Annotated in this window: 29 protein-coding genes and 1 tRNA gene; 8 read left to right on the top strand and 22 right to left on the bottom strand. The window is 67.9% G+C overall.

Annotation, left to right across the window (positions count from 1 at the left end):
- Positions 1-7: 7 nt before the first annotated feature.
- Complete coding sequence (locus NOCYR_RS11655; protein ID WP_014350568.1) at positions 8-1,027, bottom strand: crotonase/enoyl-CoA hydratase family protein; 1,020 nt, start codon at positions 1,025-1,027, stop codon at positions 8-10.
- 163 nt (positions 1,028-1,190) lie between these two features.
- Here NOCYR_RS11655 and NOCYR_RS11650 point away from each other — a divergent pair, with 163 nt between their 5' ends.
- Positions 1,191-1,802 carry a TetR/AcrR family transcriptional regulator gene (locus NOCYR_RS11650; protein ID WP_014350567.1) on the top strand — a complete coding sequence of 204 codons (612 nt, stop codon included), beginning with the start codon at positions 1,191-1,193 and terminating at the stop codon, positions 1,800-1,802.
- Positions 1,803-1,818: 16 nt separating this feature from the next.
- Here NOCYR_RS11650 and NOCYR_RS11645 read toward each other — a convergent pair whose 3' ends face one another.
- From NOCYR_RS11645 to NOCYR_RS11635, 3 genes are all read right to left on the bottom strand, one after another.
- The gene (locus NOCYR_RS11645; RefSeq protein WP_048834106.1) at positions 1,819-2,325 is read right to left on the bottom strand and encodes a GNAT family N-acetyltransferase; all 507 of its coding nucleotides are present in this window, start codon (positions 2,323-2,325) and stop codon (positions 1,819-1,821) included.
- 78 nt (positions 2,326-2,403) lie between these two features.
- Complete coding sequence (locus NOCYR_RS11640) at positions 2,404-3,234, bottom strand: SAM-dependent methyltransferase (protein WP_014350565.1); 831 nt, start codon at positions 3,232-3,234, stop codon at positions 2,404-2,406.
- Between the two features lie 75 nt (positions 3,235-3,309).
- The gene (locus NOCYR_RS11635) at positions 3,310-3,939 is read right to left on the bottom strand and encodes a YczE/YyaS/YitT family protein (protein WP_014350564.1); all 630 of its coding nucleotides are present in this window, start codon (positions 3,937-3,939) and stop codon (positions 3,310-3,312) included.
- Between the two features lie 132 nt (positions 3,940-4,071).
- Between NOCYR_RS11635 and NOCYR_RS11630 the strand changes: the two genes are divergently transcribed.
- On the top strand, positions 4,072-4,740 hold the full coding sequence (locus NOCYR_RS11630; RefSeq protein WP_014350563.1) for a CatB-related O-acetyltransferase: 669 nt from the start codon (positions 4,072-4,074) through the stop codon (positions 4,738-4,740).
- Between the two features lie 102 nt (positions 4,741-4,842).
- Here NOCYR_RS11630 and NOCYR_RS11625 read toward each other — a convergent pair whose 3' ends face one another.
- Both NOCYR_RS11625 and NOCYR_RS11620 read right to left on the bottom strand, forming a co-directional pair.
- Entirely contained in the window at positions 4,843-5,565 is a 723-nt protein-coding gene (locus NOCYR_RS11625; protein ID WP_014350562.1) for an HAD family hydrolase, read from the bottom strand.
- Between the two features lie 8 nt (positions 5,566-5,573).
- Positions 5,574-6,389 (bottom strand): SDR family oxidoreductase, encoded by an 816-nt coding sequence (locus NOCYR_RS11620; protein WP_014350561.1) that lies wholly within the window; start codon positions 6,387-6,389, stop codon positions 5,574-5,576.
- A gap of 326 nt (positions 6,390-6,715) precedes the next feature.
- Between NOCYR_RS11620 and NOCYR_RS11615 the strand changes: the two genes are divergently transcribed.
- A complete protein-coding gene (locus NOCYR_RS11615) occupies positions 6,716-7,945 on the top strand; it encodes a lipase family protein (RefSeq protein ID WP_014350560.1) in 1,230 nt (409 codons plus the stop codon).
- Positions 7,946-8,028: 83 nt separating this feature from the next.
- Here NOCYR_RS11615 and NOCYR_RS11610 read toward each other — a convergent pair whose 3' ends face one another.
- The 5 genes from NOCYR_RS11610 to NOCYR_RS11590 form a co-directional block, all read right to left on the bottom strand.
- A complete protein-coding gene (locus NOCYR_RS11610; RefSeq protein ID WP_014350559.1) occupies positions 8,029-8,619 on the bottom strand; it encodes a QsdR family transcriptional regulator in 591 nt (196 codons plus the stop codon).
- A gap of 130 nt (positions 8,620-8,749) precedes the next feature.
- Positions 8,750-9,451, bottom strand: coding sequence for a hypothetical protein (locus tag NOCYR_RS11605; RefSeq protein ID WP_014350558.1), 702 nt, complete (start codon positions 9,449-9,451; stop codon positions 8,750-8,752).
- Between the two features lie 40 nt (positions 9,452-9,491).
- On the bottom strand, positions 9,492-9,965 hold the full coding sequence (locus tag NOCYR_RS11600; protein WP_014350557.1) for a MaoC family dehydratase: 474 nt from the start codon (positions 9,963-9,965) through the stop codon (positions 9,492-9,494).
- An 86-nt stretch (positions 9,966-10,051) separates the two neighbouring features.
- Complete coding sequence (locus NOCYR_RS11595) at positions 10,052-11,251, bottom strand: acetyl-CoA C-acyltransferase (protein ID WP_048833279.1); 1,200 nt, start codon at positions 11,249-11,251, stop codon at positions 10,052-10,054.
- Between the two features lie 55 nt (positions 11,252-11,306).
- Positions 11,307-12,695: an MFS transporter gene (locus NOCYR_RS11590; protein ID WP_014350555.1), complete on the bottom strand. Its 1,389-nt coding sequence runs from the start codon at positions 12,693-12,695 to the stop codon at positions 11,307-11,309.
- A 193-nt stretch (positions 12,696-12,888) separates the two neighbouring features.
- Between NOCYR_RS11590 and NOCYR_RS11585 the strand changes: the two genes are divergently transcribed.
- Positions 12,889-14,376 carry an AMP-binding protein gene (locus tag NOCYR_RS11585; RefSeq protein WP_014350554.1) on the top strand — a complete coding sequence of 496 codons (1,488 nt, stop codon included), beginning with the start codon at positions 12,889-12,891 and terminating at the stop codon, positions 14,374-14,376.
- Positions 14,377-14,385: 9 nt separating this feature from the next.
- Here the strand turns inward: NOCYR_RS11585 and NOCYR_RS11580 are convergent, their stop codons facing one another.
- The 9 genes from NOCYR_RS11580 to NOCYR_RS11540 all read right to left on the bottom strand — a co-directional run bounded on the left by NOCYR_RS11580 (position 14,386) and on the right by NOCYR_RS11540 (position 22,913).
- Positions 14,386-14,991, bottom strand: coding sequence for a TetR/AcrR family transcriptional regulator (locus NOCYR_RS11580; protein WP_014350553.1), 606 nt, complete (start codon positions 14,989-14,991; stop codon positions 14,386-14,388).
- Positions 14,992-15,128: 137 nt separating this feature from the next.
- Positions 15,129-15,764: an HAD family hydrolase gene (locus tag NOCYR_RS11575; protein ID WP_014350552.1), complete on the bottom strand. Its 636-nt coding sequence runs from the start codon at positions 15,762-15,764 to the stop codon at positions 15,129-15,131.
- On the bottom strand, positions 15,761-16,744 hold the full coding sequence (locus NOCYR_RS11570; protein ID WP_048834103.1) for an NADPH:quinone oxidoreductase family protein: 984 nt from the start codon (positions 16,742-16,744) through the stop codon (positions 15,761-15,763). The genes NOCYR_RS11575 and NOCYR_RS11570 overlap by 4 nt, the downstream gene beginning before the upstream one ends.
- 2 nt (positions 16,745-16,746) lie before the next feature.
- On the bottom strand, positions 16,747-17,868 hold the full coding sequence (locus tag NOCYR_RS11565; RefSeq protein WP_014350550.1) for an acyl-CoA dehydrogenase family protein: 1,122 nt from the start codon (positions 17,866-17,868) through the stop codon (positions 16,747-16,749).
- Positions 17,865-19,055, bottom strand: a complete 1,191-nt coding sequence (locus tag NOCYR_RS11560) for an acyl-CoA dehydrogenase family protein (RefSeq protein ID WP_014350549.1) — start codon at positions 19,053-19,055, stop codon at positions 17,865-17,867. Before NOCYR_RS11560 ends, NOCYR_RS11565 begins: the two co-directional genes overlap by 4 nt.
- Positions 19,056-19,082: 27 nt before the next feature.
- Complete coding sequence (gene fabG / locus NOCYR_RS11555; RefSeq protein WP_014350548.1) at positions 19,083-19,841, bottom strand: 3-oxoacyl-ACP reductase FabG; 759 nt, start codon at positions 19,839-19,841, stop codon at positions 19,083-19,085.
- A 21-nt stretch (positions 19,842-19,862) separates the two neighbouring features.
- Positions 19,863-20,894, bottom strand: a complete 1,032-nt coding sequence (locus tag NOCYR_RS11550; protein ID WP_014350547.1) for a phosphotransferase family protein — start codon at positions 20,892-20,894, stop codon at positions 19,863-19,865.
- Positions 20,887-21,669 carry an SDR family oxidoreductase gene (locus NOCYR_RS11545; RefSeq protein ID WP_014350546.1) on the bottom strand — a complete coding sequence of 261 codons (783 nt, stop codon included), beginning with the start codon at positions 21,667-21,669 and terminating at the stop codon, positions 20,887-20,889. Before NOCYR_RS11545 ends, NOCYR_RS11550 begins: the two co-directional genes overlap by 8 nt.
- On the bottom strand, positions 21,666-22,913 hold the full coding sequence (locus NOCYR_RS11540; protein ID WP_014350545.1) for an acyl-CoA dehydrogenase family protein: 1,248 nt from the start codon (positions 22,911-22,913) through the stop codon (positions 21,666-21,668). The genes NOCYR_RS11545 and NOCYR_RS11540 overlap by 4 nt, the downstream gene beginning before the upstream one ends.
- A 254-nt stretch (positions 22,914-23,167) precedes the next feature.
- On the opposite strand from NOCYR_RS11540, the gene NOCYR_RS11535 reads away from it, so the two are divergent.
- Positions 23,168-23,244, top strand: a tRNA-Pro gene (locus NOCYR_RS11535).
- Between the two features lie 117 nt (positions 23,245-23,361).
- Here NOCYR_RS11535 and NOCYR_RS29220 read toward each other — a convergent pair.
- Both NOCYR_RS29220 and NOCYR_RS11530 read right to left on the bottom strand, forming a co-directional pair.
- Positions 23,362-23,511 carry a CcoQ/FixQ family Cbb3-type cytochrome c oxidase assembly chaperone gene (locus tag NOCYR_RS29220; RefSeq protein ID WP_148280605.1) on the bottom strand — a complete coding sequence of 50 codons (150 nt, stop codon included), beginning with the start codon at positions 23,509-23,511 and terminating at the stop codon, positions 23,362-23,364.
- Entirely contained in the window at positions 23,508-23,837 is a 330-nt protein-coding gene (locus NOCYR_RS11530; protein ID WP_231856067.1) for a hypothetical protein, read from the bottom strand. Before NOCYR_RS11530 ends, NOCYR_RS29220 begins: the two co-directional genes overlap by 4 nt.
- 206 nt (positions 23,838-24,043) lie before the next feature.
- On the opposite strand from NOCYR_RS11530, the gene NOCYR_RS11525 reads away from it, so the two are divergent.
- From NOCYR_RS11525 to NOCYR_RS11515, 3 genes are read left to right on the top strand one after another with little or no spacing between them, the layout of a single operon-like run.
- Complete coding sequence (locus tag NOCYR_RS11525) at positions 24,044-24,364, top strand: hypothetical protein (protein ID WP_148280604.1); 321 nt, start codon at positions 24,044-24,046, stop codon at positions 24,362-24,364.
- A complete protein-coding gene (locus NOCYR_RS11520; protein ID WP_014350542.1) occupies positions 24,361-24,855 on the top strand; it encodes a DUF6879 family protein in 495 nt (164 codons plus the stop codon). Before NOCYR_RS11525 ends, NOCYR_RS11520 begins: the two co-directional genes overlap by 4 nt.
- Complete coding sequence (locus tag NOCYR_RS11515; protein ID WP_014350541.1) at positions 24,852-25,694, top strand: helix-turn-helix domain-containing protein; 843 nt, start codon at positions 24,852-24,854, stop codon at positions 25,692-25,694. The genes NOCYR_RS11520 and NOCYR_RS11515 overlap by 4 nt, the downstream gene beginning before the upstream one ends.
- Positions 25,695-26,020 lie beyond the last annotated feature (326 nt).

The raw sequence follows: 26,020 nt of genomic DNA, 5'->3' as shown, positions 1-26,020 counted from the left end.
TTCCGGTTCAGCGCTCGAACTGCGCCCGCTTGTAATCGCCGTACGGCTCGTCGCGTTCACGCACCGCCTCCCGGAAACCGACGGTGGCCGCGCGCAACTGGAAGGCGTACCCCTCGCGGGTGTGCCGGGAGATTCCGTCGAAGACCGTGCTGATCATCCCGGAGTTGGCCACGCCCTGGTTGTAGAGCGCCGAGTTCAGGGCGAGTTTGGCCATCATCAGCTGGTTGACCGGCATCCGCGCGATTCGCGCCACCAGCGCTTCGGTGCGTTCGTCGAGTTCGTCGGCCGGGCACGATTCCACCGCGAGACCCCACTCCTCGGCCTGTTTGCCGCTGAGACAGTCGCCGGTGAACAGCAACCGCTTGGCGCGCTGGTCGCCGAGCCGGTGCGCCCACATGCCGCCGGCGGGAATGCCCCAGGTGCGGGTGGGCGGGTAGCCGATCTTGGTGTCGTCGGCGCAGATGATCTGATCGGCATACAGGGCGATATCGGTGCCGCCCGCGATGGCGAAACCGTGCAGTTTGGCCACCGTCGGCTTGTTGGCCTGCATGAGGCTGGCGAAGCCACGGTTGAACCGGCTCATCATCGCGTAGTCGATCATCGGATCCCAGGTGCCCCACGGGTTGTGGTTGACCGCGTTGACCAGCGGATCCACCACGGTCCCGGACACCTCATCGGGCCCACCGGTCGGCGTGAACCCCTTTTCGGCGAACATGTCCAGGTCGTAGCCGCCGCAGAAGCCCTTACCGCGGCCCGACAGCAGGATGACGTGCACCCGCGGATCCAGATCCGCGCGCTCGACCGCGTCGGCCAGATCGCGCGGGGTGTCGGGGGTGATCGTGTTGCCCTTCTCGGGCCGGTTGAACGTGAGGCGGGCGATGCGCCCGTCGCGCTGGTAGGTCAGCGTCGGATACTCGTGTTCGTCGGCAGGTTCGGGCCGGCCCTGCCACGGCGATTCCGGCCCTTCGGTCCAGTTCTCGTACCACGCCGCGGGCCGGGTTCCGGAATGGGATTGCTTGTCGGACAATGCTTTTCCTTTCGCAAGGCGGTGCCCCGGATGCCGGGCCACCGATCGTCGGCGCCGGCGAGGACGGTTCGCCGCTACCGAGCAGCCTGACCCACGACCGGGTTGACAGTCAATAGTGACCGTGAAATTCTGGTCGGGACCACCGCACCGAGGGGATACCGCGATGCCCACCCGCGAGCAACAGCGCGCCGCCACCCGCGCACGCATCCTGGACGCCGCGACCGACCTGCTGGTCGAACGCGGCTACGCGGGCTGGTCGACGCTGGCGGTACAGCATGCGGCCGGGCTGAGCCGCGGCGCCCTGCTGCATCACTTCCCCACCCTCGACGCGCTCACCGCCGCGCTGGTCGAGCATGTGGTCGAGCTCAACGAACGGGCCGCTCATCAGGCCGCCGACGCCATCGGCGCCGCCGCCGACCCCATCGAACGCACCCTGACCGCGCTGCTGGACACGCTGACCCGGCCCGCGGCCCAGGCCGAACAGGAACTCTGGGCGGCCGCGCGTACCGACGCCGGCCTCGCGACCGTCCTGCGGGAGTCCGAACGCCGCGCCGGACGCGACCTGCACCGGGTGATCGACACCCTGTTCGGGCCCGAGATCACCGCCCACCCCCGCTACCCCGCCATCCGCGACCTCACCATCGCCATGCTGCGCGGTGTGGCCGCCGCCCATCCGCTGCGCACCACCGGCCATGCCGAGACGCGCACCTTGCGCTATTGGGCGGAGGCGATCCGGGCCCTGATCGGGCCGGACTCGAGCACCACACCTGGCTGAAGCAACGCCTCGAAGCTCAGACCGCCTGCAAGAACCAGTCGAGCGTGCCCTCGTCGGGATCGTCGGTGGTGTGGTGATAGGCGAAGCCGACCCGGTGCGCCACCGCCACCGACGCCTTGTTGGCCGGATCGATCCGCAGCACGGCCTCGTCGGCCAGATCGTGGGCGGCGATATAGCGGCACGCCAGCACCACGGCGCGGGCGGCCAGGCCGCGGCGCCGGAACTGCGGGTAGATGCCGTAGGCCACGTTCGCCTGCCGGGCGGCCAGATATTCCTGATCGATCTGGATGTCGAGCGTCCCCACCAGCACGCCGTCATCCAGACCCACGATCGCGAAGGTTTTACTCGGGCCGTCGGCCTCCCATTCGGCCACACAACGCTGGAAGTGTTCGGTCACGGCGGCGAGCGTGCCCTGCCCACCGTCACGCCATCGGGCCGACTCCACGTCCTCCCCCGCCAGATGCGACTGCGCATCGGCCACCGTGATCGGCCGCAGCCCAATCACCCCATCTGAAATCAACACGTGATCATGATCGGCGCAGACACGCCGCTCGGACAAGTGCCGAGTCGGCGCGCCGCGCGAAGATGTGGCTTAAGTCCCTCAGGGTTTGCGGGCCAGGCCCGCGACGATCAGCTGATCCCATACGGTCAGTTCCCTTTCCGGCGTGCCGATGGTGGAGACCGCGGGGTCGGCGGCGTCCGGGGCATCCGGGCGCCACAGCACCGCGGGCACGATACCCGGTTCCAGAATCTCGAGATCGCCGAACAGCGCGCGGATCTCGTCGTCGGTGCGCCAGCGTCCCCGGCCGAACGTCGACTGCAACTTCTGCTCCGCGGCCTCGGTCTCGGCATTGCCTCCGGAGCGGAAATGCGAGATGAAAACCTGGCTACCGGAGGGGATCTGGTCGCGCCAGTAGTTCACCACACCGTTGGGGTCTTCATCGTCGTTGAGGTGGTGCAGGATCGCGCTGAACACCATCGCGACCGGTTCGTCGAAATCGATCAGCCGCGCCACCTCGGCGCTGTCGCGAATACGCTCGGGCTCACGCACATCCGCCTGCACCACGGTGGTGTTCTCGTCGGTGGCCAGCAGGGCGCGGCCGTGTGCGAGCACGATGGGGTCGTTGTCGACGTAGACCACCTTGGCGCCCTCGGTGTAGCGGGCCGCGATCTGGTGCACATTGTCGGCGGTCGGGAGTCCGCTGCCCAGGTCGATGAATTGCTTGACCCCACTGCAGGCGATATCGCGCACCGCACGGACCAGGGCCTGCCGGTTACCGAAGGCGATGGACACCGAACCCGGCAGATTGATCTTGAAGTGGTCGCCGATCTCCTGGTCGACGGGATAGTTGTCCTTCCCGCCGAGCAGGTAGTCGTACACCCGCGCGATACTGGGGGTGTTCGGATCCACCACGCTCGCACTGTCGTTCATCACGCTCTCCCATCGACGGAGATCTCCCGTGCGCACATCGTAGGCGTTGGGCAAACGTCGTGGGGGCACAACCCATTACGCGGTCGCGGGCACCGGTTGCGGTGGCCGAGCGGGCACTTCCTGGAATCCCGGCAGCCAGCGATTCGCCACCGGGATCAGCAGTTGGATCAGCGGGCCGATACCGAACGCGTAGACCACAGTGCCGATGCCGACCGAGCCGCCGAGCAGCCATCCGGTGGCCAGGACGGTCACCTCGATGGTGGTGCGCACGGCGCGCACCGACAGTCCGGTGCGCCGCACCAGGCCTGTCATCAGGCCGTCGCGCGGGCCAGGACCCATGCCTGCGCCGATGTAGAACACCGTCGCCACCGCGTTCAGCACCACCGCGGCGATCATCGCGCCCACTCGCACGGGCAACGGCTGCCAGGCCGGCAGCAGCCACAGGCCCACATCGACCGCCACCGCGATCACCACGACATTGCTCACCGTGCCCAGTCCGGGCCGCTGCCGCAACGGAATCCACGCGAGCAGGACCGCCACACCCGTCAGTGCGGTCACCATCCCGAAGCTCAGCGGCACGTGCTCGGCCACGCCCTGGTGAAAGACATCCCACGGGTCCAGACCGAGCCCCGCCCGCACCATCACGGCCATGGAGAACCCGTACAACCACAATCCCGCGTACAACGCGACCAGCCGACGCACCATCGCACCAGCATCGCCGGTAACTGGACCTGCATTCCATATCCAGTTGCTGATCTCTGGCCTCTTCAGAGAACTCCAGTAGCCGTCGGATGCGTGGCTCGCCCGGCGGGGTAGCCCGGAACTAGGCTCGACCGGGTGTCGACCATTCCTGATCCCGCGGCCCGGTTTCCGCTGCCACATACCGACCGCACGGTTTTCCTCGCACCGCACATCACCTCCGATCGCATCGAAGTCGGTGACTACACCTATTTCGACGATCCGCACGCCCCCACCGAGTTCGAAACGAACAACGTGCTCTACCCGTACGGCCCGGAGAAGCTGATCATCGGCCGCTACTGCGCCATTGCGACGAACACCCGGTTCATCATGGCCGGCGCCAACCATCCGACCCATGGCGTGTCCACGTTTCCGTTCACCATCTTCGGCGGCACCTGGGCCGAGGAGACCATGGACATCATCACCTCGATCCCCAGCCGCGGCGACACCGTCGTCGGCAATGATGTCTGGTTCGGTTACAACAGCTTGGTGATGCCGGGTGTGCGCATCGGCGACGGCGCGATCATCGCCACCGGTGCCGTCGTCACCGGCGATGTCGCCCCGTACACCATCGTCGGCGGCAACCCGGCCCGGCCGGTCAAGAAGCGCTTCTCCGACGACGACATCGACCGGCTGCTGCGCGCGGCCTGGTGGAACTGGCCCATCGAGCTGGTCACCGAACACGTGCGCACGATCATGGGCGGCACGCCCGAGCAGATCGAGAAGATCGCGCGCGACAACGGGCTGCTGGCCGACCCGGCCGACTGAGTTCCGGCCGACTCCCGCGGCGGGTACGGTGCGGTGAGCCGTCACGGCCGAGCGCACCCGGCTCCCGATCAATATGGCCGCGTGCCGATCACGGTGGCGCGATCAGCGAAGCCAGGAACTCATGCCCGAGCGGCGCCAGCACCAGTTCGCCGTCGGCGGGGAGGGCGGCAGGAGCGGGAAGATGCCGTAGCGAGTCGCGAGCTCCTCGGCGGTGCGGTGCGCGCTGCCGTGCAGGATGCCGTCGATCCCGGCGCGCTCGGCACCGGCGATATTGTGCGGCAGGTCATCGATGAGCAGTGCGTCGGCGGGTTCGACTCCGAGTTCGCGGCAGGCCAGCCGGAAGATCTCGCGGCTCGGTTTGCGCAGACCGACCTCGGTGGATACGACCGTCACATCGACCAGGGTGGCGAGGTCGTACCCGTCGAAACAGCCGTGTCCCATCGAGTTCGACACCAATGCCACCGGATGGCCCGCCGCGCGCAGACCGGCGACCAGCTCGATCATCTCGGCGTCGGGTGCGATTTCGGCGCGAATGTCGCGCAGGAGACCCTCGGCTTCGACGCGGCCGCCGTGCCGGGCCAGCGCCGCGGCCAGCACCCGCTCGAAGTGCTGATCGCCGCACTGCCCCGCCTCGAAGGCCGCGAAGCATCCGCGAACCACCGGATCGCCGATGATCAAGCGGACCGGCAGATCCGGATCGACGCTGATGCGCGCACCGAACGCCCGGAAGCCGGCGAGCACACTGGTGGTGAGGACGCCGCCGAAATCGACCAGAATCGCCCTGCGCCGCTTCGGTTCCGGTGCGCACGGCTGCCCCGTGGACATCCGGTGCCTCACTCGACGGCGAGCAGTGAGGCCTGGTAGCGGCGCATGCCGCGCAACCACCTGTCGTAGTCGGTGACCTTCTGCCGATGCATCTCAGCGACCTGAGCGTGCGGCAGGATCAGGAAGCGTTCGTCCTCGACGGCGGCGAGCACCTCGCCGGCGACGTCGTCGGGGCTCAGCACCGCACCCGCCGCGGTGACGGCACGCGCGGCGGCGGCACCCCAGCGATCATCGGATTCCGTGCCGGCCTGCAACATCGCGGTGTCCACTCCCATCGGGCACAGGCAGCTCACCCGAACGCCCTGGCCGCCGTAGGTCACGCTGAGCCATTCGGCGAAGGCCACCGCGGCGTGCTTGGTGACCGAATAGTCGGCGGCCCCGATCTGGGTCAGCAGACCCGCGGCCGACGCGGTCGAGACGAAGTAGCCCTCGCCGCGCTCGACCCAGCCGTCGACCAACATCCGCGCCGCCCGCACATGCGCCAGGACGTGCACATCGAAGGCGCGAGTCCAGCCGTCGTCGTCGCCGAGGCCTGGACGACCGGGGATTCCGGCATTGGCGAAGAACAGCTGCACCGGTCCGAAGCGGTCCTCGGCCGTCGCGATCAGCTCGCGCAGATAGCTTTCATCGGCGACGTCTCCCGCCACCGCGACCGCGGCATCCGGCCGTTCGGCACATAGCGCATCCGCCACGTCGCCGGCGGCGGCTTCATCGAGATCCGCGACGACGACCCGGGCGCCGGCCTGCACCAGCCGAGCGCAGAGCGCGGCGCCGATCCCGCGCCCGGCGCCGGTCACGATGGCGGTCTTTGCGTTGACCTTCACTGAGGTTCCTTTGTTCGAAGACGATGCCGGGATAGCCCGCCGTGATGTGTTCTCACGCCAGTCGGACGCCGCCGGACCGGCGATTTCATTGAATCTGACGTCAGCTTCAATAAAGCTATAGCGCCCTGTTCAGCAGGTCAAGGCTTCACATTCCGAGGCGCGCCCAATACTTTAACCGAACCAACAAAGTCAAGTATTGTGAATCACTTGTGAGCGATGTTTCATGACTGTGGCGCCGACATCAACCAGTCATCTGGGCGCAGAGATCGGAAAGTCGCGCGTGTCGTGCCGAACCCCGTTCTCGCCCAGGACATCCAGGAGAACCCATGAACCACACCCGCCGCCGAGCGCGGCCCGCATTCGCCGGCCGGCTGGCACTGCTCACCATCGCTGTCACGCTGGCAGCGAGCACTTTCACCGGGCTAGGCCCGGCCGGCGCCGAGGAGCAACCCGGCGCCACCGCCCCCACCGCCCCAGCCGGCGCACCCGGTGACGTGATCAGCGCGGAGCCCTATTCCTTCAAGGTGGTGCCGGGCCTGCCGACCCCGACCAAGGCGTGGAAGATCTTCTACCACTCGACCGACGCCCTGGGCCAGCCGAGCGTCGTGTCCGGCACCGTGATCGTGCCCGAGGACGGCAAGACCGGAACCCGGCCGTTGGTGACCTACGCTGTCGGCACCGTCGGTATGGGCGATCAGTGCGCGCCATCGGCTACGTTCATCCAGGGCAAGAATCTCGAGGGCATGTCGGTCGGTGAGCTGCTGATGCGCGGCTGGGCCGTGGCCGTCACCGACTACCCCGGCCTGGGCACTCCCGGCGACCACCCGTATCTCGTCGGCCGCTCCGAAGGCACCGCCGTCCTCGATGCCGCCCGCGCCGCCCAGCGCCTGCCCGAGCTGCGGCAGGCGGGGGTGAGCCCGGCCTCGCCGGTCGGGATCATGGGCTACTCCCAGGGTGGCCAGGCCAGCGCCTGGGCGGCCGAACTCGCCGGTGAGTACGCACCGGAGCTCCAGGTGAAGGCCGCGGCCAGCGGCGGCGTTCCCGCCGATGTGCTGAAAGACGCACTCGACAAGAACGGCAGCGACGGGAATCCAGCGGCCTCGCTCATGGTCGCGATCGGCCACGACGCGGCCTATCCCGAACTCGATCTGGACTCGTATCTGACCGCCCAGGGCCGTGACCTCGTGCAGCAGCTGCGCGGTGGCTGCGTCCTGGACAATGTGCGCGCCGGCGAGGGCCATTCGCTGAACGAGGCACTCGCACGCAACCCACTCGACGATCCGCAGTGGCGGCAACGGCTCGGCGAGGACCGTCTGGGCAGCGTTCGCACTGCTTTCCCGCTCTACCTCTTCCACGGAACCACCGATCAGGTCGTGTCCTACGGTCTCGGCGAGCAATTGCGCGCCGACTGGTGCGCGGGCGGCAATACCGTCGAATGGCATGCCTACCCGCTGGCCGATCATGCGGGCGCGGTCATGATCGGCGGCGACGACGCCGTGGATTGGCTCGGCGAACGCTTGAACGGCAGGCCCGCACAAGGTAACTGCGGGTCCTGACCAACCGAACAGACCACCCGTCCCGGGGCCGAGAGGCTGTCACGTGTTCGTGGCAGCCTCTTCGGCGTGCCGGCGAAACCTGCTCAGCGCGCAGCCAGCACGCCGGTGATGAGTGCGGCGACCAGGGTGTTGGCGTTGTCGATATTCGGCCGGCGCCCGGCCAGGAGATCGGCGTACAACATCGATTCCCCCAGCCGCACAACGGCATAGGCCAGATCGTCGAGTTCGACCGCCGGCTCGAGACCGGCCTCGCGCACGTCGTCGGCGATCAGCTGCTGCACCCGCGCGATCGTGCGGGGCTGTACCGCGCCGTACGGGTCGGTCAGCACCCGCATCGCCACCTTCGGTTCCTCGTCCAGCAGTCGCCGCATACCGCGGTCCGCCGCGATCGCGGCACCGTGATCGGTGATGATGCGGACCGATCGCAACGTCCCGGACCCGTCGCGGACCGCACCGCCGTAGGCCCGCCGCCACCGAGCGCTCGCGGCACCGAAGCTGTGGTCGGCTATCCGCCAGATCGCCTCGCCGAGGATCTGTTCGCGGTTGCCCGCCTTGCGGAACAGCGTGGCCCGCGAGACATGCAATTGGTCGATCAGCGCGTTCACTTCCAGGCGCTGCCCGTGCGCGATCGTCCGCGCGGCTCGACGGTAGACGTCATCGGGTGAGATCGACATACCCGTCACCGTATGCGCTCACCCAGCCCGGCATCACCAGGACCCATCGCCGTCCGGCTCGCCGAGCCGGACATGAGCGAGCGCCCTACGGCCGACTGCCGTAGGGCGCTCGAACAATCCGGCAGCGCGGTTACTTCACCGGCGCCGGGAACGGCTCGTTGATCGTGGTGAAGTACTGGATCACCGCGGCCGTCATCACCGGCGCGCCGACGATCAGCGCTCCGGCGACGGCGCCGATCGGCGCGAGCGCGCCCGCACCGATGAGGCAACCGGCGATCGGTCCGGCACCGAACATCATGGCCACCGGGCTGGTCGCGGCGGCCAGGGTGACACCGCCGACGAGGCAGCCGATGACGCCGGCACCGACCGCGCCGACGACACCGCCTGCCACACCGGCCATGGTGATGGTGCCCGCCATCCGGGAGAAGGCCGCGACCTCACGGTCGTAGGGTGTCTTCCACGGCGCGTGCTCCTGGAACGGCAGGGCGACCGGCTTCTCCACCGCGCGGGCCGGGTCCAGCGATGGGGTGAGCCGCGCGGTGTGCCCGTCGATCTCGGCGTCGATGGGGAAGGCCACATTGTTGACGTTGAATTCGAGCGGCACACCGGCCAGCACCGAGCCGTCGTCGGCGCGGATCTGGAATTTGCCGTCATCGATGACGAGTTGGCCGGCATCGACGGTGATCACCGCCGTCTTACCGTCCTGATAGGCGGTGTAGTTGACCTTCGGTGCGATGTCCACACTCAACGGCTCAGCGGTGGCGGTGGCCGAACACAGCGTCAGCGCGGCCAGGCCGGCAGCCGTCGATACCGCGAGTTTGCGTACCTTCATGGAGATTCCTCTTTCGGTGGGATTCTGTTCGGGTGGGCGGTTATTCGACGACGCGAGCGACCGATTCGGCCACGACCACGGGCTTGTCACTGCCCTCGCGTTCCACGACCTGGCGCATGACGATCTGGATGCCGCCCGCGACCTGCTCGGCGGAAACGATGGTGGCGCGCATGCGGATTCGCGATCCCACCGGAACCGGGCCCGGGAAACGGACCTTGTTGTAGCCGTAGTTCAGGCTGTGGGTGAATCCGTCGAAGGCCAGCAACGTGTACGACAGCGCCGGTCCCAGCGACAGGCTGTAGAGCCCGTGCGCGATGGTGCCGCCGAGCGGGCTCGCCGCGGCGCGTTCGGGATCGACGTGGATCCACTGGTGATCGCCGGTGGCGTCGGCGAAGGCGTCGACCCGCTGCTGGGTCACCTCGTGCCAGTCGGTCGGGCCGAGTTCGCGGCCGATCAGTTCGGTGAGTTCGGCGTAGCTCTTCGGCCGAACCGGAAGGACGGTCGTATCGACCATGCTGATTCTCCTACAGTTTCAATATTGACATCAGTTCTAATTTCGATGGCCTGCGCAGATGTCGCTGGCGCGTCGACGCACTGGCGTCAGACCACCTCGAACAGCCCGGCCGCGCCCATGCCGCCGCCGACGCACATGGTGATCACGACGTATCGGACCCCGCGTCGCCGGCCTTCGATCAGCGCGTGCCCGACCAGCCGCGCACCGGTCATCCCGTACGGGTGCCCGATGGAAATGCCACCACCGTTGACGTTGAGCCGCTCCGGATCGATCCCGAGCTTGTCCCGGCAGTACACCGCCTGGGAGGCGAACGCCTCGTTGAGCTCCCACAGCCCGATGTCGTCGATGGTGAGACCGTGGGTGTCGAGCAGCTTCGGGATGGCGAACACCGGCCCGATGCCCATCTCGTCGGGCGCACGACCGGCCACCGCGATGCCGCGGTAGATCCCCAGTGGGGTCAGCCCGCGCCGTTCGGCCTCACCGGCCTCCATCAGCACCGACGCCGACGCGCCGTCGGAGAGTTGCGACGCATTGCCCGCGGTCACGGTCGACACCTGGGTGATCCGGCCGTCCGGCAGCACGGGCCGCAGGCCGGCCAGGGTGTCGAGCGTGGTACCGGGCCGGTTGCCCTCGTCCTCGGCCAAGCTCACCTGTCGCTCGACGACCTCGCCGGTCTCGGGGTCGGCGCCGCGGACGACCGAGGGCAGCGCGACGATCTCGTCGTCGAAGCGACCGGCCTGCTGCGCCGCGGCGGTGCGCTGCTGGGACAGCAGCGCGAACTCGTCCTGACGCTCGCGGGTCACGCCGTAGCGTTCGGCGACGATCTCGGCGGTGTGCAGCATCGGCATATAGATCGACGGCACATGCTCGTTCAGCCAGGGGTCGGTGGCGCGATAGGTGTTGGCGTGGTCGTTCTGCACCAGCGAGATCGATTCGACACCGCCGCCGACCGTGATCCGCATGCCGTCGGCGACGATCTGTTTGGCCGCGGTGGCGATCGCCATCAGCCCCGATGAGCACTGCCGGTCGATGGTCATCCCGGACACCGCGTCGGGTAGACCGGCCCGCAGCGCCGCCTGGCGGGCGACATTGTTGCCGGTCGAACCCTGCTGCAACGCGCAGCCGAGCACGACGTCATCGATCTCCGCGCCCTCGATTCCGGCGCGGCGCACCGCATGTTCGATCGCGTGGGCGGCCAACCGCTGGCCCGAGGTATCGCTGAACGCGCCTCGATAGGCCTTGCCGATCGGCGTGCGCGCCGTCGACACGATCACTGCTTGTCTCATTACCGGTTGTTGTCCTCTCTTGTTGTCACACAGCCGGATTCGCCACCGCGGGCGATCAGCGGTAGAACTGCTCGCCCGGGACGGCGGCGGGGTCGGCGCGCACGGCGGCGGGGTTGGTCTCGCGCAGGATCCAGGCGCTGAAGACGGTCACCAGGCCCATCGCGGCCAGATATACCGAAACCAGCACGGTGGAGCCGGTATTGGCGATCAGCGCGGTCATGATGAACGGCGTGCCGCCGCTGACGGTGATCGCGGCCAACTGATAGGCCAGCGACGCACCCGAGTAGCGCAGTCGTGGTTCGAACAGCTCGCCCATGAACGCCGCCAGCGGACCGTAGGTCATCGATTGGAACAGCGTGCCGACGGCAACAGCGATGAAGAACATCGGCAGTTTCGCGGTGTCGACCAGCCAGAAGTACGGAAACGCCCACACCGCCAGCCCGATACCGCCGATCAGGATCAACGGTCTGCGGCCGACCCGATCCGAGAGCGCACCCGACCACAGGATGACGCCGCCGCCGAGCAGGGACACGACCAGCGAAATCGACAGGATGTCGTTGTGCTTCATACCCAATTCCTGGGTTCCGTAGCTGAGCACGCCGGCGATGCTGATGTAGAAGGCGGTATTGGTGGCGGCCAGCAAGCCGCAGCCGAGCAGGATCTTGCGCCAGTGCAGCCGGATCGCCTCGGCCAGCGGGGCCTGGGCGACCGCGGTGGCGCGTTTGTCGGCCACTTCCTTTTGCAGGTCCCGGAATTCGGGGGTGTCCTCGACCTTGGTCTGGATGTAGAGCACCACCGGGAACAACAGTGCGCTACAGAAGAACGGCACCCGCCAGCCCCAGCTCAGGAAGGCCTCCTCGGAGATCGCCTCGGCGGCGATGAGGAACACCAGGTTGCCGAGGATCACCCCGAGCGGCACACCCATCTGGCCGAAGGTGCCGGCGAACCCGCGGCGCTTCGGACTCGCGGATTCGGTGAGCAGCAGCACAATTCCGCCCCACTGCCCGCCGCAGGCCATGCCCTGCAGGAACCGCAGCGTCACCAGCAGGATCGGCGCGACGACACCGATCGCGTGCGCGCCGGGCAGACAGCCGATGAGGAAAGTGGCCAGGCCCATGCCGAGCAGACAGGCCACCACGGCGGGTTTGCGGCCGTACTTGTCACCGAAATGGCCGGCCAGCACACCGCCGATCGGCCGGGCCACGAAGCCCGCCCAGAACGTACTGAATGAGAGCAAGGTGCCCATCAGCGCGGAGCTATCGGGGAAGAAGACGTCCGGGAAGACCAGGGCGGCGGCGGTTCCGTAGAGGAAGAAGTCGTACCACTCGATCGAGCTGCCGACCAGGCCGGCGGTGAGCAGTTTGCGATGGGCGCGCCGGCGGTGCACATCGTCGGCGGCCGCCTCGGCGGCCTGGCCTGCGGGTTCTACGGGGGGTGCGGTCATGCGTGTACTCCTCGGGCTGGAGCGCCCGGTCATCGACCTGACGGAAGTAGAAGTTGACACCAAGTTCAAGTTGGTGCGATCAGTGTGGCGGAGGCCGGAAGTAATGTCAATCACACAAAACCAATAAACCTGACGTCAGCTTCAGATACGCTCGGTGTGCTCTCGCTCCCCTCTTGCCATCGAAGGATCACCCATGGCCAACGTCTGCGATCCCGTTCGCACCCACGCCGAGACCGCGCCCGACAGTGTCGCGCTGCGCAGTGAGCGCGGCGAATGGACCTATCGCCAGCTGCACCGGCTCGCCACGCGGTACGGCGGCGCACTCGTCGCCGCCGGCCTGCGCCCGGGTGACCGGGTCCTGCTCGCCGCGCCGTCGGTACCCGAATTCGTGGTGGCGTACTTGGGAATTCAGGCGGCCGGGTGTGTGGTGGTGCCGGTGAACACCATGTCGACCCGCGCCGAGGTCGACTACTTCCTCACCGACGCCGACTGCGCGCTCGCCATCGCCTGGCATGAGCTCGGGCCTGCGGTCACCGAGGCCGCCGACCACACCGGGACACCGTTCTGGTCGCTGCCCGCCGGCGCGCAGGTGGCCGCCGAACCCGTCGAATGCGCCGACCGCGACCGCACCGATACTGCGGCCATCCTCTACACCTCGGGCACCACCGGACGCCCCAAGGGCGCACAGCTGACGGTCGGGAACCTGCTGGCCGGCGGCGAGATCGGCGCTGCGAGCAGCCGCGGCACCGCCGCCGACCGCACCGGCACCGGGCTGCCGCTGTTCCATGTGTTCGGCCAGGCCGCGGTCATGATGTCGTGTTTCACCGCCGGCGGATCGCTGTCGCTGCTGGCGCGTTTCGACCCCGTCGCCATGCTGGAAATGCTGCGCCGGGACCGGTTGACCATCATGGCCGGTGTACCGACGATGTGGAACGCCATGCTGCGCGCCGCCGATTCCGCCGACCCGGCCGATTTCGTCCAGTTGCGCGTCGCCATCTCCGGCGGTGCGTCGCTACCCGGTGAGGTCGCGCGCGAGTTCCAGAAGACGTTCGGGTGCACGATTCTCGAGGGCTACGGCCTCACCGAGACCACCGCCTTCGGCACCTTCAACGATCTCGACCGCGGCGCCAAGATCGGCTACACCGGCCGCGCGGTCGAGCGCACCCGCGTCGAGGTCCGCGACCACGACGGGGCGCCGTGCCCGCCCGGCGAGGTCGGGGAGGTGTTCGTGCGCGGTGAGACGGTGATGAAGGGCTACTGGCGCAGGCCCGAGGCCACCGCCGATGTCCTGTCCCCCGACGGCTGGTTCCGCACCGGCGACCTGGGCGAATTCGACGCCGACGGCGATCTGCGCATCGTCGACCGGGTCAAGGACCTGATCATCCGGGGCGGCTACAACGTCTATCCGGGCGAGGTCGAGGAGGTCCTGTACGAGCACCCCGAGATCGTCGAAGCCGCAGTGGTCGGCGTGCCGGACGACCATTACGGCGAGGAGGTCGCCGCCGTCATCGTCACCGCACCCGACTCGGGCCTGGATGCCGAGGGTGTCTCGCACTGGAGCCGGGAGCGGCTGTCGGCCTACAAGATTCCGCGCATCATCCGATTCACCGACGCCCTGCCCAAGGGTGCCACCGGCAAGATTCTCAAACGGGCCATCGACCGGGAATCGCTGCGCCAGTAGCTCCCCGGTTTATACCGGCGGCGCGCCGTGGACCACCCCGATACCGCGCACCCAGAGCGTCGAGAGGGTGGCCGCGGCCGCGTCGGCGTCGATATCGGTGCCGAGTTTCGCCTGTTGGATGCAGAATTCGCGCACCATCCCGCACAAGGCGGTCGCGGCGTAGCGGGCGTCGATATCGCGGGCGGCGAGACGATTGTCCTGCAACCGGATGATCATGGATTCGGCACGATCGATGAACAGATCGATCTCGGTCTGTGCGAGCCTGCCGATCTCCGGATTCAGGCCGGCGACCTCACCCCACAGCAGCATCAGGCGCTGATGATCACGGAAGGCCTGCACGTAGGCGCGCACAGCCGACTCGATGGCTTCGACAGCGGTCTCCGGCTGGGTGCCCATGCGCGCGCGGACCTTGTCGCGCATATCGGTGATCAGGTTCAGCACGACCGCGTGGAAGATCGCTTCTTTGGAGTCGAAATACACGTAGAAGGTGCCGTGCGCGACGCCGGCTTCGGCGACGATGTCGGCCACCCGGGTTTCGACGAAGCCGAGGCGCGCGAACACCAGTTCGGCGGCGTCGACCAGTTTCGTCCGAGTCCGCTCTCCGCGTGGAGTCAATGCCGGTGCTTGTTTACCGGCTCGCGAATTCACCGAGTGCGACACGGCACTATCGTCGCAAATCACTGGGGATGTGAGCACCGACGGGCCCGCCGACCGGACTCGACAGCCGGTCGGCGGGCCCGCGCCCGGCGATATCAGGTGCCGATACCATGCCGCTCGGCAAGCTGGCGACCGGTATCGGCAGCGGTGGTATGCAACACTCCGGCGATGCCGAGCCGCGCGGCACCGTCGAGGTTCTGCCGTAGATCATCGATCATCACCGACTGATCCGGCCGCACACCCAACTCGTCACAGGCGATCTGGTAGATCCGCCGCGACGGCTTACGCACGCCGACCTCCGAGGAGATCACGACGACATCGGCAAGCTCGGACAGATCGAATCCGGCATAACAATCGCGGCCGAAGGCATTGGACACCAGTGCCACCGGAACACCGGCGTCGCGCAACCGCCGGATCAGCGCGATGCTGTCCTCGTCCGGACGCAGTCCGCCTTGCATTCGCCCGCTCAATCCGGCCGCGTCGACCTCGGCGCCGTGGGCCCGCAGCCGTTCGGCGAAACCGGCTTCGAAGGTGTCGGCGTCGATGCGTCCGGACTCGTGGTCGGCCAGCAGCGTGCGCGACTGCGGGTCGGTGCCGAGCAGGGTGATCGGCAGATCCGGGTGCCCGAGCGAGGCGCCGAACGCGCGGAACGCCTCGAGCACGCTGGTGGTCAGGACGCCGCCGAAATCGACCAGGATCGCCTGGCGCGGGTCGAGTGCGGTGGCCGTCATGGCTGGAACACGATTCGCCCGGCGGTGCTGCCCTCACCGAGGCGGCCGAGCCCGTCGGCCACGTCGGCGAGCGCGAGCCGCTCACTGACCAGCGGCTTGATCGCCCCGGAGGCGGCGAGCCGGGTCAGCTCGTCGTGGCAGTCCTGGATGGCTTGGGTGTTGTACTGCTTGTACAGGCCCCAGTGCAATCCGATGATCGAGTAGTTCTTGATCAGCGCGTGGTTGAGTGCGGGCTGCGGGATGGTGCCGCCGGCGAAACCGATCACCAGGATGCGGCCTTCGAAGGCAATGCATTTGGTGGATTTGGCGTAGGCCTCACCGCCCACCGGGTCGTAGACGACGTCGACGCCGCGGCCGCCGGTGAATTCCTTGACGATCGGCAGGAAGTCCTCGGTCTGCCGGTCGATCACCAGGTCGGCGCCCAGCTCGCGGCAGTACTCGGCCTTGTCCGCACCGCCGACGACACCGATCACCGTGGCACCGGCCGCCTTACCGAGTTGCACCGCCGCGCTGCCGACGCCGCCCGCGGCGGCATGCACCAGCAGCGTCTCCCCCGGCTGCAGGGTGGTGCGCCGATGCAGGGCGAACCAGCTGGTCTGGTAGCCGATGCTCAAGGCAGAGGCCTCGGCGTCGTCGAGGGCGGCCGGTGCCGGGAAGGCATTGGCCTCGTCGACAACGGTCAGCTCGGCGAACGCACCGTCGGGCAGATTCGGGTTGCCGATCACGCGGTCGCCCACCGCAAACCGGGTGACGCCCGCGCCGACCGCCACCACCTCACCACACAGCTCCACGCCAGGGGTGAACGGCAGCGGCGGGGTGATCTGGTATTTGCCCCGGCACAGCAGCACGTCCGGAAAGTTCGCCGGCGCGGCCAGCACCCGCACCAGCAGCTGTCCCGGGCCGGCCACCGGGTCGGCGACCTCCTCGAGGCGCAGCACATCGCGCGGTTCGCCGAGTTCGTCGACTCGCCATGCTTTCACCGTCAACTCCTTGTGGTCGGATCCGCCGTCACCGGCAGATCGATGAGTTCGGCGAGCCGGGCCCGATGCCGGTAGCCGGTGCCGAACGCCAGTTGTGCACTCTTGGCGCGCTTCAGATACAGGTGCGCCGGATATTCCCAGGTCATCCCGATGCCGCCATGTAGTTGCACGCATTCCTCGGCGGCGTGCACGGCGACGTCGCCGCAATAGGACTGGGCGAGCGCGGAGGCGATCTCGGCGTCATCGTCACCGCGGGCATAGGTGTCGGCGGCATAGCGGGCCGCCGAGGCCGCCGACCCCAGTTCCAGCCACAACTCGGCCAGCCGATGCTTGATCGCCTGGTAGGAGCCGATGACCCGGCCGAACTGCTTGCGCTCCTTGACGTAGGCCAGCGTGGTGTCGAAGCACCAGCGCGCGACCCCGTACTGCTCGGAGGCCAGCAGGGCCGCGCCGCAGCGCAGGGCTTCGGCGACGGCGTCGGCGGCTTCGGCGCTCACCCGCGTCGATGGTGTGGCACCGAAGGAGATATCGGCCAGCGGCCTGGTCATATCCAGCGCCGGCACCGGCGTCACCGTCACACCCCGGACCCGCCGCTCGACGACGTGCAGCTCCAGCCCCCGCGGCCCCGTCGCCGGTACGACGAGCAGATCCGCGTCGAGCGCACCCGCCACACTGGTGACCGTGCCGGTCAATCCGCCGTCGGTGGCCAGTACCCCGGTGACGGCCGCATGCGGCACGGCCGACAGCGGCACCACGAGCGCCGCGGTGCGGTTGCCCTCGGCGAGCTCACGCACCGTCTCGGTGTCACCGGCCCGCAGCAGCGCCACCGTCGCGAGCACCGCACTCGACAGGAACGGCACCGGCGCCACGGCGCGGCCGATCTCCTCCAGCACCACCGCCGCTTCCCGCGCCGTGGCGCCCGCACCACCGAGTTCCTCGGGTACCAGCAGCCCGGCGACGCCGAGATCGGCGGCGATCGTCTTCCACACCGGCGCGAAATCCGTTGGCGCCGAATCGTACACGCTCATCACCGCCTCGGGCGGGCAGCGGTCGGCCAGCAGTCGCCGCACGCTGTCGCGCAGCGCCTGCTCGGTGTCGGAATACAGCAGATCCGCGGTGCTCATCGGGCCAGGTCCTTCCAGGCGACGGTCTTGTCGACGCGTTGTTCCGGCGGCAGGCCGAGCACCCGCTCGGCGATCACATTGCGCAGGATCTCCGAGGTGCCGCCCTCGATCGAGTTGCCCTTGGCGCGCAGATAGCGGTAGCCCGGTCCGCGGCCGGTGAAATCGACCCGTTCCGGCCTGCGCAACGTCCAGTCGTCGTAGCGCAATCCCGCTTCGCCGTGCAGTTCGATGGCAAAGCCGGAGATGCGCTGGGCCAGCCTGGCGAAGGCCAGTTTCATCGCCGAGCCCTCGGGTCCCGGTTGCCCGGAGGCCAGCTGCTGACGCAGCCGTTCCCCGGTCAGCCGGGCGACTTCGGCGTCCACCCACAGTCGCAGCAGCTCGTCGTGCATGGCCGGATCGCGCAATTGCGGCTGTTCCCGCCAGGCCCGCACCACCGTGCCGATCATGCCGCCTTCGCGTGGTGCGCCGGATCCGATGGCGACCCGCTCGTTGTTGAGCGTGGTGGTGGCGACCCGCCAGCCTTGGCCCTCGCCGCCGAGGCGGTTCTCGTCGGGGATGCGGACACCGGACAGGAAGACCTCGTTGAACTCGGCCTCACCGGTGATCTGGCGCAACGGGCGGATCTCGATGCCGGGATCGCTCATCTCGCACAGGAAGTAGGTCAGCCCGGCGTGTTTGGGCACCGTGGGGTCGGTGCGCGCGACCAGGATGGCCATGTGCGCGTTCTGCGCGCCGGAGGTCCACACCTTTTGTCCGTCCACCACCCAGTCGGCGCCGTCCCGGGCCGCGCGGGTGGCCACCGCGGCCAGGTCCGAGCCCGCACCGGGTTCGCTGAACAGCTGACAGTAGATGTGTTCGCCGGTGAACAACGGCCGCAAGAACTTTCGCTGCTGTTCCGGCGTGCCGAAGGCGGCGATCGTCGGGGCGGCCATGCCGAGGCCGATCCCGTTGCGCTCGACCGCGGGGCCGGGCGCTCCGGCGGCGGCGAGCGCGGCATCGACATGAGCCTGATAGATCTGCGGCAGTCCGAGGCCACCGTTACCGACGGGGAAATGCACCCAGGCCAGGCCGTCGTCGAAACGGGCGCCGAGGAATTCGCGGGCGTCGGTCGCCGCGGGATCGTTGGTCGCGAGCAGTTCAGCGATGCGCGCGTCGAGATCGGCGGCGATCGCGGTATCGATCGTCATATCGTCGTCCTTGTCCTGGCCGGCGGATCAGTCCGTCGGCCCGCCGGCGACGTAGATGACCTGCCCGGACACGAAGCCCGCGCCCGGACTCACCAGGAACGAGGCGGTGTGCGCGATATCGTCGGGCGTTCCGGTGCGCTGCACCGGAATCTGCTGGGCCATCGCCTTTTTGAAGTCATCGAAGGGCATGCCGACGCGGGCGGCGGTGGCGGCGGTCATCTCGGTTTCGATGAAGCCGGGCGCGATGGCGTTCGCGGTCACGCCGAACTTGCCGAGTTCGATGGCGAGGGTTTTGGTCAGGCCCTGCATGCCCGCCTTGGCGGCCGAGTAGTTGGCCTGGCCGCGATTGCCCAGCGCGGAGGTGCTCGACAGATTGACGATGCGGCCGAAACCGGCTTCCACCATGTGCTGCTGCACCGCGCGCGTCATCAGGAACGCACCGCGCAGATGCACGTTCATCACCGCGTCCCAGTCGTCGACGGTCATCTTGAACAGCAGGTTGTCGCGGATGATGCCGGCATTGTTGACCAGCACGGTCGGCGCGCCGAGCGCGTCGGTGATCTGCTCGACGGCCCTGGTGACCGCGGCTTCGCCGGCGACATCGGCCCCGACGGCGAGCGCGCGCCCACCGGCCGCGGTGATCGCGTCGACGGTGCCTGCGCAGGCGGACGCATCGAGATCGAGCACGGCGACGGCCATTCCGTCGGCGGCGAGCCGCTTGGCCACGGCCGCGCCGATGCCGCGGGCGGCGCCGGTGACGATGGCGGTTCTGGTTTCCTGAGTCATGTCGTTCTCCTGAAGATGTCGTCAGAGTCCGGCGGCGTCGGCGACTTCGGTGGCCTTCTGCACCACCGCATCGATCCGCTCGACGGTCGGGGTGCCGGCCGCGGCCCGGTTCTGGGGTTCGTCCATCGCGCGACGCATCACGCCTTCGGCGATCACCGCCAGCTTCCACAGGCCCAGCACGTGCCAGTACTGCAAAGCGGCCGGATCGCGACCGGTTTCGGTCAGATACACCTGCGCCAGTTCCGCGCGGGTCGGGAATCCCGGCAGAGTGGAGGCGGGGAAATCGCCGCCGAGGGCTTCCTCGCCGGGTTCGGGCCAGTAGGCCAGCAGACTGCCCATATCGGCGAGTGGCTCACCGAGCGTGGACAGTTCCCAGTCCAATGCGGCTTTCAGTTCGCCGGATCCGGGGTCGGCGATGATGTTGCGGAGATGGAAATCGCCGTGCACGAGGGTGATCTCGTGTTGGTCGGGCACTGCGGCTACGAGCCTGCGCGTGAGGTCGTCGAGCTCGGGAAGCTCGCGCGTCTTGGATTGCTCCCACTGCCCGGCCCAGCGCTTGAGCTGACGTTGCGCGTACGGCTTGTGACTGGCCAGATCCGCGAGCCCGACCGCTTCGATGTCGACGGCATGGATCTTCGCCAGCGTGCGCGGTAGCGACAGGGCGATCTCGCCCCGCCGCTGCGGTGTGAGCGACCGCGCGACATCCATGGTGTCGATCACCAGCCCGTCGACGAACTCCATCAGCACCAGCGGGACTTCGGACACCGCGCTATCGGTGCTGACGCCAAGGATGCGCGGCGCGGGCACCGCGGTGTCTTCCAGGGCAGCGATGATGCGGGCCTCACGGACGACGTCGTGCGCCGAGGCCAGCAGGTGCCCCACCGGCGGGCGCCGCAACACCCAGCGCCGGTCGGCGGCATCGGTGAGCAGGTAGGTGAGATTGGACTGGCCGAGACCGATCCGGGTGAAACGCAGCGGGCCATCGAATTCGAGGCCGAGTGCGTCGAGCCATCCGGCGATCGCGACCGGGTCCACCGCGAGGTTCTCACCCATCGGCGACCGGGCCCTTACGGAACTGGCTGGCGTCACCGAGTCGCTGCCCGCCGTCGATCACCATCGTCTCCCCGGTCACCCAGCTCGCGGCATCGGAGACCAGGAACGCGATCGCCGAACCGATATCGCCGGGCTCGCCGATCCGGTTGAGCGCCGTCGCCTCGTTGAGCAGCTGCTCGTGCTCCTGCCACAGCGCCGCGGCCAGCTTGGTGCGCACCACACCCGGCGCGACCGCGTTGACCCGGATCCGCGGCGACAGCTCCAGCGCCATCTGCTTGGTCAGATGGATCAGCGCGGCCTTGCTCGCGTTGTAGAGCCCGAGGTTGGCCTCGAACCCCATCCCGCCGATGGAGGCGGTGTTGACCACCGCGCCGCCGTGCTCCCTCATCCAGGCGCGGGTGGCCAGCGACGTCCACAGGATCGGCGCCCACAGGTTCACGTCGAAGGTCTTCTGGAACCGGGCGTGGTCCTGGTCGATCACCGGACCGTAGGCCGGGTTGGTGCCGGCATTGTTGACGAGAATGTCAACGCTGCCGAACTTTTCGAGGGTCAGGTCGATGCAGCGGCGCGCGGCGTCCTCGTCGACCGCGTGCGCGCCGACGCCCAGTGCGTTGCCGCCCACCTCTTTCGCCGCCGCGTCCGCGGATTCCTGCGACCGCGACGTCAGCACGACATTGCCGCCCGCGGCAGCGATGGCCTGCGCCGCGGCGAGCCCGATGCCACGCGAGGCGCCGGTGACGATGGCCGTGCGGCCGCTCAGGTCGATGCCGGTCATGCCTTCACCTGCTGCCCGTTGTGCGCGGCGAGGTCGGCCGTACGGTACTTGCCGAGTTCCTGGCGGGCGATGGCGCGCTTGTGCACCTCGTCCGGGCCGTCGGCCAGACGCAGGGTGCGCAGATGCGCCCACGCCATGGCGAGCGGGAAGTCATCGGTGACGCCGCCACCGCCGTGCACCTGAATCGCCCGATCCACCACCTTCAGCGCGATATTCGGCGCGGCGACCTTGATGGCCGCGATCTCGGTGCGCGCCTCCTTGTTGCCGACGGTGTCCATCAGATAGGCGGCTTTGAGGGTGAGCAGCCGGATCATCTCGATGTCGATCCGCGATTCGGCGATCCAGTCCTGGATATTGGCGTTGTCGCTGATCGGCTTGCCGAACGTCGTGCGCGAACGCGCCCGCGTGCACATCAGCTCCAAGGCACGCTCGGCCATGCCGATCGAACGCATGCAGTGATGGATGCGGCCGGGGCCGAGGCGAGCCTGGCTGATCGCGAAGCCCTCGCCCTCCCCCTTGAGCACGTCCTTGGCCGGCACCCGGACGTTGTCGAAATCGATTTCGGCGTGGCCTTCCCGGTCCTGATACCCGAAGACCGGCAGGTTGCGCATCACAGTGACACCCGGCGCGTCGATCGGAACCACCATCATCGACTGCTGACGATGCGGTGCCGCGTCCGGATCGGTCTTGCCCATCACGATCAGCACCTTGCAGTTCTTGTGCATCGCGTTGGAGGCGAACCACTTCCGGCCGTTGAGCACGTAGCCGTCCCCGTCGCGCACCATCGACAACTCGACATTGGTGGCGTCGGAGCTGGCCACCCGCGGCTCGGTCATCGCGAACGCCGACCTGATCGTGCCCTCGAGCAGCGGCTTCAGGTACTTCTCCTTGTGCTCCTCGGTACCGAAGAGCGTCAGCACCTCCATATTGCCGGTGTCGGGCGCATTGCAGTTACACGCCTCCGGCGCAATGAAGCTGCGCCCCATGATCTCGGCCAGCGGCGCGTACTCCAGATTGGTCAGCCCCGGCCCCCACTCCGGATGCGGATGAAACAGATTCCACAGCCCGCGCCGCCGAGCCTCGGCCTTGAGCTCCTCCAAGATCGGCGGATGGAAATGCGGATCCCCGGACTCCCGCATCTGCTGGTCGTACACGGCCTCGGCCGGGTAGACATGCGAATCCATGAAGTCGAGCAGATCCGCCCGATACTTCTCGGCACGTTCGGAGGTGTCGAACAGGGACATCCTGGCTCCTGACGGTAAGACGGCTGTCGGCGATCAGCGGGGGTGCGGTCGACCCGACTCGGGCCACGACCTGCGAACCACACCGCACGAACCGTATATTGAACCCGGCGTCAATTTCAAGTGCTGGACCCCACCCGCCCCGCCGATACCACCCGCCCCTCCCTCTCAACCCCTAAACACGACCCTGACCAGCGGATTAGCTCTCCACACACCCCCTGAGGTAATCTCTTCGAGCGCCCGCAAACGCGGCGCAACGGGCTGTGGCGCAGTTTGGTAGCGCACTTGACTGGGGGTCAAGTGGTCGCAGGTTCAAATCCTGTCAGCCCGACCAGCAAGAAACCCCTCTGACCTACGTCAGAGGGGTTTCTTCGTATCGACAACCCGTAGGGCGGGACCTAGGCGGGACCCACGATCCGCCGTCGCTGCTCACCGCACCGCGCTGATCCGCTCAGGGAAGCTCGTCTCGCTCGGCGGTGAGCCGGCGCCCGATTTCGGCCACGGACGGCCGGTCGCGATCGGCTCGCTCGGGCCAGTAGAGCCAGACCGTCAGGCCGACCAAGATGAGCACGAGGATGACGAGTACGCTGGTTCCGCTCATGACAGCACCCGGTCGTCATCCAGATCTACCACCGGCCAACGGTATCCGCGCGGATAGACCTGCATCGGCGTGATCAGTGCGGCGAGGTCGGTCACGACGTGGCGCACGGTGTCCGCATGCTCGAATCCCGGGACGACCACCGCGGCGGCACCGTATTCGTAGACGTGCTGCGCGATCACCATCGCACCCACCAGCGGGCCGACATCCAACTCCACCGTGAACACCATCCGGTAACCGTGCCGCTGCGCCAACGCGCCGAGGTCGGTTCCGCTGCCCGGTATCCCGCGCCGGACCAGACCTATCGCTGCTGTCTGCCTGCCGTCCATCCCCACCGCCCCTTGTCATGTCGTTGGTCGGCACCCGCCGCCGAGGGCGTATCCACCCGGCGGCGGGGCTGAAAAGCACGCTATGAGTGCGTAGTTCACCCGAGCCATGTTCTTGCTCGGCTTTGCTCGGAACGTTGACCATCACACGGATGAGCAGTGACGATGGACCTACCCACGAGAGAACGAGCAAACCGGAGGCCAGGACCATGAGATTGCGACGACTCGGCGGCGACTCCGAGGTCGGGCACAGCCCGACCTTGTTCCTGACCGAAACGAATCCGCCGCGCTACGTCGTCCAGGGCTGGCGCACCGACGAGGCCGACCAGATCGAAATTCCCCACGGTCTGCTCACCTACCTGGAGCCGCGTACGTGCCTGGGTGCGTTGCTGCGCGACACCGGCCACGGCACGTTCATGCTGACGGGCGAGCCGGTCACTGACGCCGAAGCGCTGGAACAGATTCAGCTACCAGGCCACGAGACGGCGGTAGTCGTTCCCCTCGGCCGACAGATCAGGCGCGACGCATGATCCATCGTGATACGCCGGACACGTTCACCCGGCTGTTCGGTGAGGCGCGCGGCTATGCGTTCCACCTCGAGACGCAAGACGACTACGCCGCAGCCGAGGGCGCGAGCTACGACCCGTGGGTGCCGCTGGTCCGAGACACCGTGGCACGCGGGGTGCAGATTCAACGGACTCGGATCGTCACCACGCCGCACAGCGACTACATCACATGGCTGCTGTCGCGAACCGGAAACGCCGTCGCCAACGGCGAGGATATCCGCTGGCTGCCAAGGCACTTGGCGGATGCGCGGGACCAGGCGTCGGATGACTTCTGGTTGATCGACGGCCGGATCGTCGCCTACACAATGTTCACCGAGACCGGCGGGCCGGCCGGAATCGGGATCACCACCGAGGCACGGCAAGTCCAGCTCTGCCGGGACATCTACCTGCGCACCTGGAAACAGGCGATCCGGCACGAGGACTACCTACAATCCGAGCACGCCGGGCGGCAGTGACCGCACCACCCGACGACGCCCGCCGCGCACTCGGTGAGCGGCTGCGCGAACTCCGGCGCGACGCCGGCCTATCCGGCGTCGCGTTGGCGAGGGCTGCCGGATGGCAGGGATCGAAGGTCTCGAAGATCGAGTACGGGCGTCAAACTCCGACCGAGGCCGACATCCAGGAATGGTGCCGGTGGTGCCGGGCCGAATACGCTGTGCCGGACCTCGTTGCCACGCTGCGCAATCTGACCGCCGCCTACGTGGAATGGCGGCGCATCGTCGTGTCCGGGCACGCCCATCGGCAACGTCAGGCCATCACTCTGGAATCGGGCACCCGCTGCATCCGTGGCTATCACCCGCGCGTCGTCCCGGGCCTGGTGCAGACCCGCGAGTACGCGTCGGCGATCTTTCAGAGCGTGGCCGAGTTCTACGGGTCACCCAACGACCTGGAGGCCGCCGTAGCGACGCGGATGCAGCGACAACATGTGCTCCACCGTGGCGACCACCGCATCCACTATCTGATTGAAGAACAGGCGCTCTACACCACCATCGGCGAGGACGCCGTGATGGCCGGACAACTCCGCCGCCTTCTGGACGTGATGCGACTGCCGCGTCTGGCAGTGGGCATCATCCCCCGGACAGCTGAGTATCGTGCACCCGCCACCAACTTCGTGATCCACGACCGCAAGACGGTGCTGGTCGAAACCGTTGCCGCCGAGCTGACCATCACCAGACCATCCGAAATCGCCCTCTATGAGAAATCCTTCGCCCTGCTGGCCGCGCAATCGGTCCACGGTGAGTCCGCCCGGGAGCTGATCAACGCCGCGCTCCACCTGCGCGACAGCGGAACGTGAGGATCTGACTCCGCCCTGGTCAGCCATCGAATCCAGAGCGCCGCCAGTGTGCTCCGACGGGCACGTGCGGGGTGGATGGAACGGTCCAGCCCAGACGCCAGAGAATGAATTCGACTCACTGGGGCACAAGTGGTCGCCTCAAGATCGACGGTGGTCACGGTTTCGCGACACGATCGCCGTCGGAGCGCCGGATGCCCGGCACCGACCAAACCGAGATCATCGAAGGACGCGGGCGCACACTGATGCCCGGGCTCATCGACAACCACGTGCATCTGGTGTTCGGCAGCGCCTCCTGGCCGATCTCAACGACCCTGGCAAAGACCCCG

The sequence above is a fragment of the Nocardia cyriacigeorgica GUH-2 genome (assembly GCF_000284035.1).
GTDB lineage: Bacteria > Actinomycetota > Actinomycetes > Mycobacteriales > Mycobacteriaceae > Nocardia > Nocardia cyriacigeorgica_B.
Note: the sequence above shows the minus strand (reverse complement) of the source record. Positions and strands in the feature narration are given on the sequence as shown.

Coding starts and splice junctions, on each gene's coding strand:
- NOCYR_RS11550 (WP_014350547.1), bottom strand. CDS start 20,894: ATGGGTGAGAACCTCGCGGTGGACCCGGTCGCGATCGCCGGATGGCTC.
- NOCYR_RS11560 (WP_014350549.1), bottom strand. CDS start 19,055: ATGACGATCGATACCGCGATCGCCGCCGATCTCGACGCGCGCATCGCT.
- NOCYR_RS11650 (WP_014350567.1), top strand. CDS start 1,191: ATGCCCACCCGCGAGCAACAGCGCGCCGCCACCCGCGCACGCATCCTG.
- NOCYR_RS11615 (WP_014350560.1), top strand. CDS start 6,716: ATGAACCACACCCGCCGCCGAGCGCGGCCCGCATTCGCCGGCCGGCTG.
- NOCYR_RS11635 (WP_014350564.1), bottom strand. CDS start 3,939: ATGGTGCGTCGGCTGGTCGCGTTGTACGCGGGATTGTGGTTGTACGGG.
- NOCYR_RS11610 (WP_014350559.1), bottom strand. CDS start 8,619: ATGTCGATCTCACCCGATGACGTCTACCGTCGAGCCGCGCGGACGATC.
- NOCYR_RS29220 (WP_148280605.1), bottom strand. CDS start 23,511: ATGAGCGGAACCAGCGTACTCGTCATCCTCGTGCTCATCTTGGTCGGC.
- NOCYR_RS11525 (WP_148280604.1), top strand. CDS start 24,044: ATGAGATTGCGACGACTCGGCGGCGACTCCGAGGTCGGGCACAGCCCG.
- NOCYR_RS11530 (WP_231856067.1), bottom strand. CDS start 23,837: ATGGACGGCAGGCAGACAGCAGCGATAGGTCTGGTCCGGCGCGGGATA.
- NOCYR_RS11575 (WP_014350552.1), bottom strand. CDS start 15,764: ATGACGGCCACCGCACTCGACCCGCGCCAGGCGATCCTGGTCGATTTC.
- NOCYR_RS11595 (WP_048833279.1), bottom strand. CDS start 11,251: ATGAGACAAGCAGTGATCGTGTCGACGGCGCGCACGCCGATCGGCAAG.
- NOCYR_RS11600 (WP_014350557.1), bottom strand. CDS start 9,965: ATGGTCGATACGACCGTCCTTCCGGTTCGGCCGAAGAGCTACGCCGAA.
- NOCYR_RS11540 (WP_014350545.1), bottom strand. CDS start 22,913: ATGTCCCTGTTCGACACCTCCGAACGTGCCGAGAAGTATCGGGCGGAT.
- NOCYR_RS11545 (WP_014350546.1), bottom strand. CDS start 21,669: ATGACCGGCATCGACCTGAGCGGCCGCACGGCCATCGTCACCGGCGCC.
- fabG (WP_014350548.1), bottom strand. CDS start 19,841: ATGACTCAGGAAACCAGAACCGCCATCGTCACCGGCGCCGCCCGCGGC.
- NOCYR_RS11520 (WP_014350542.1), top strand. CDS start 24,361: ATGATCCATCGTGATACGCCGGACACGTTCACCCGGCTGTTCGGTGAG.
- NOCYR_RS11640 (WP_014350565.1), bottom strand. CDS start 3,234: ATGAACGACAGTGCGAGCGTGGTGGATCCGAACACCCCCAGTATCGCG.
- NOCYR_RS11590 (WP_014350555.1), bottom strand. CDS start 12,695: ATGACCGCACCCCCCGTAGAACCCGCAGGCCAGGCCGCCGAGGCGGCC.
- NOCYR_RS11565 (WP_014350550.1), bottom strand. CDS start 17,868: ATGAGCACCGCGGATCTGCTGTATTCCGACACCGAGCAGGCGCTGCGC.
- NOCYR_RS11585 (WP_014350554.1), top strand. CDS start 12,889: ATGGCCAACGTCTGCGATCCCGTTCGCACCCACGCCGAGACCGCGCCC.
- NOCYR_RS11605 (WP_014350558.1), bottom strand. CDS start 9,451: ATGAAGGTACGCAAACTCGCGGTATCGACGGCTGCCGGCCTGGCCGCG.
- NOCYR_RS11625 (WP_014350562.1), bottom strand. CDS start 5,565: ATGTCCACGGGGCAGCCGTGCGCACCGGAACCGAAGCGGCGCAGGGCG.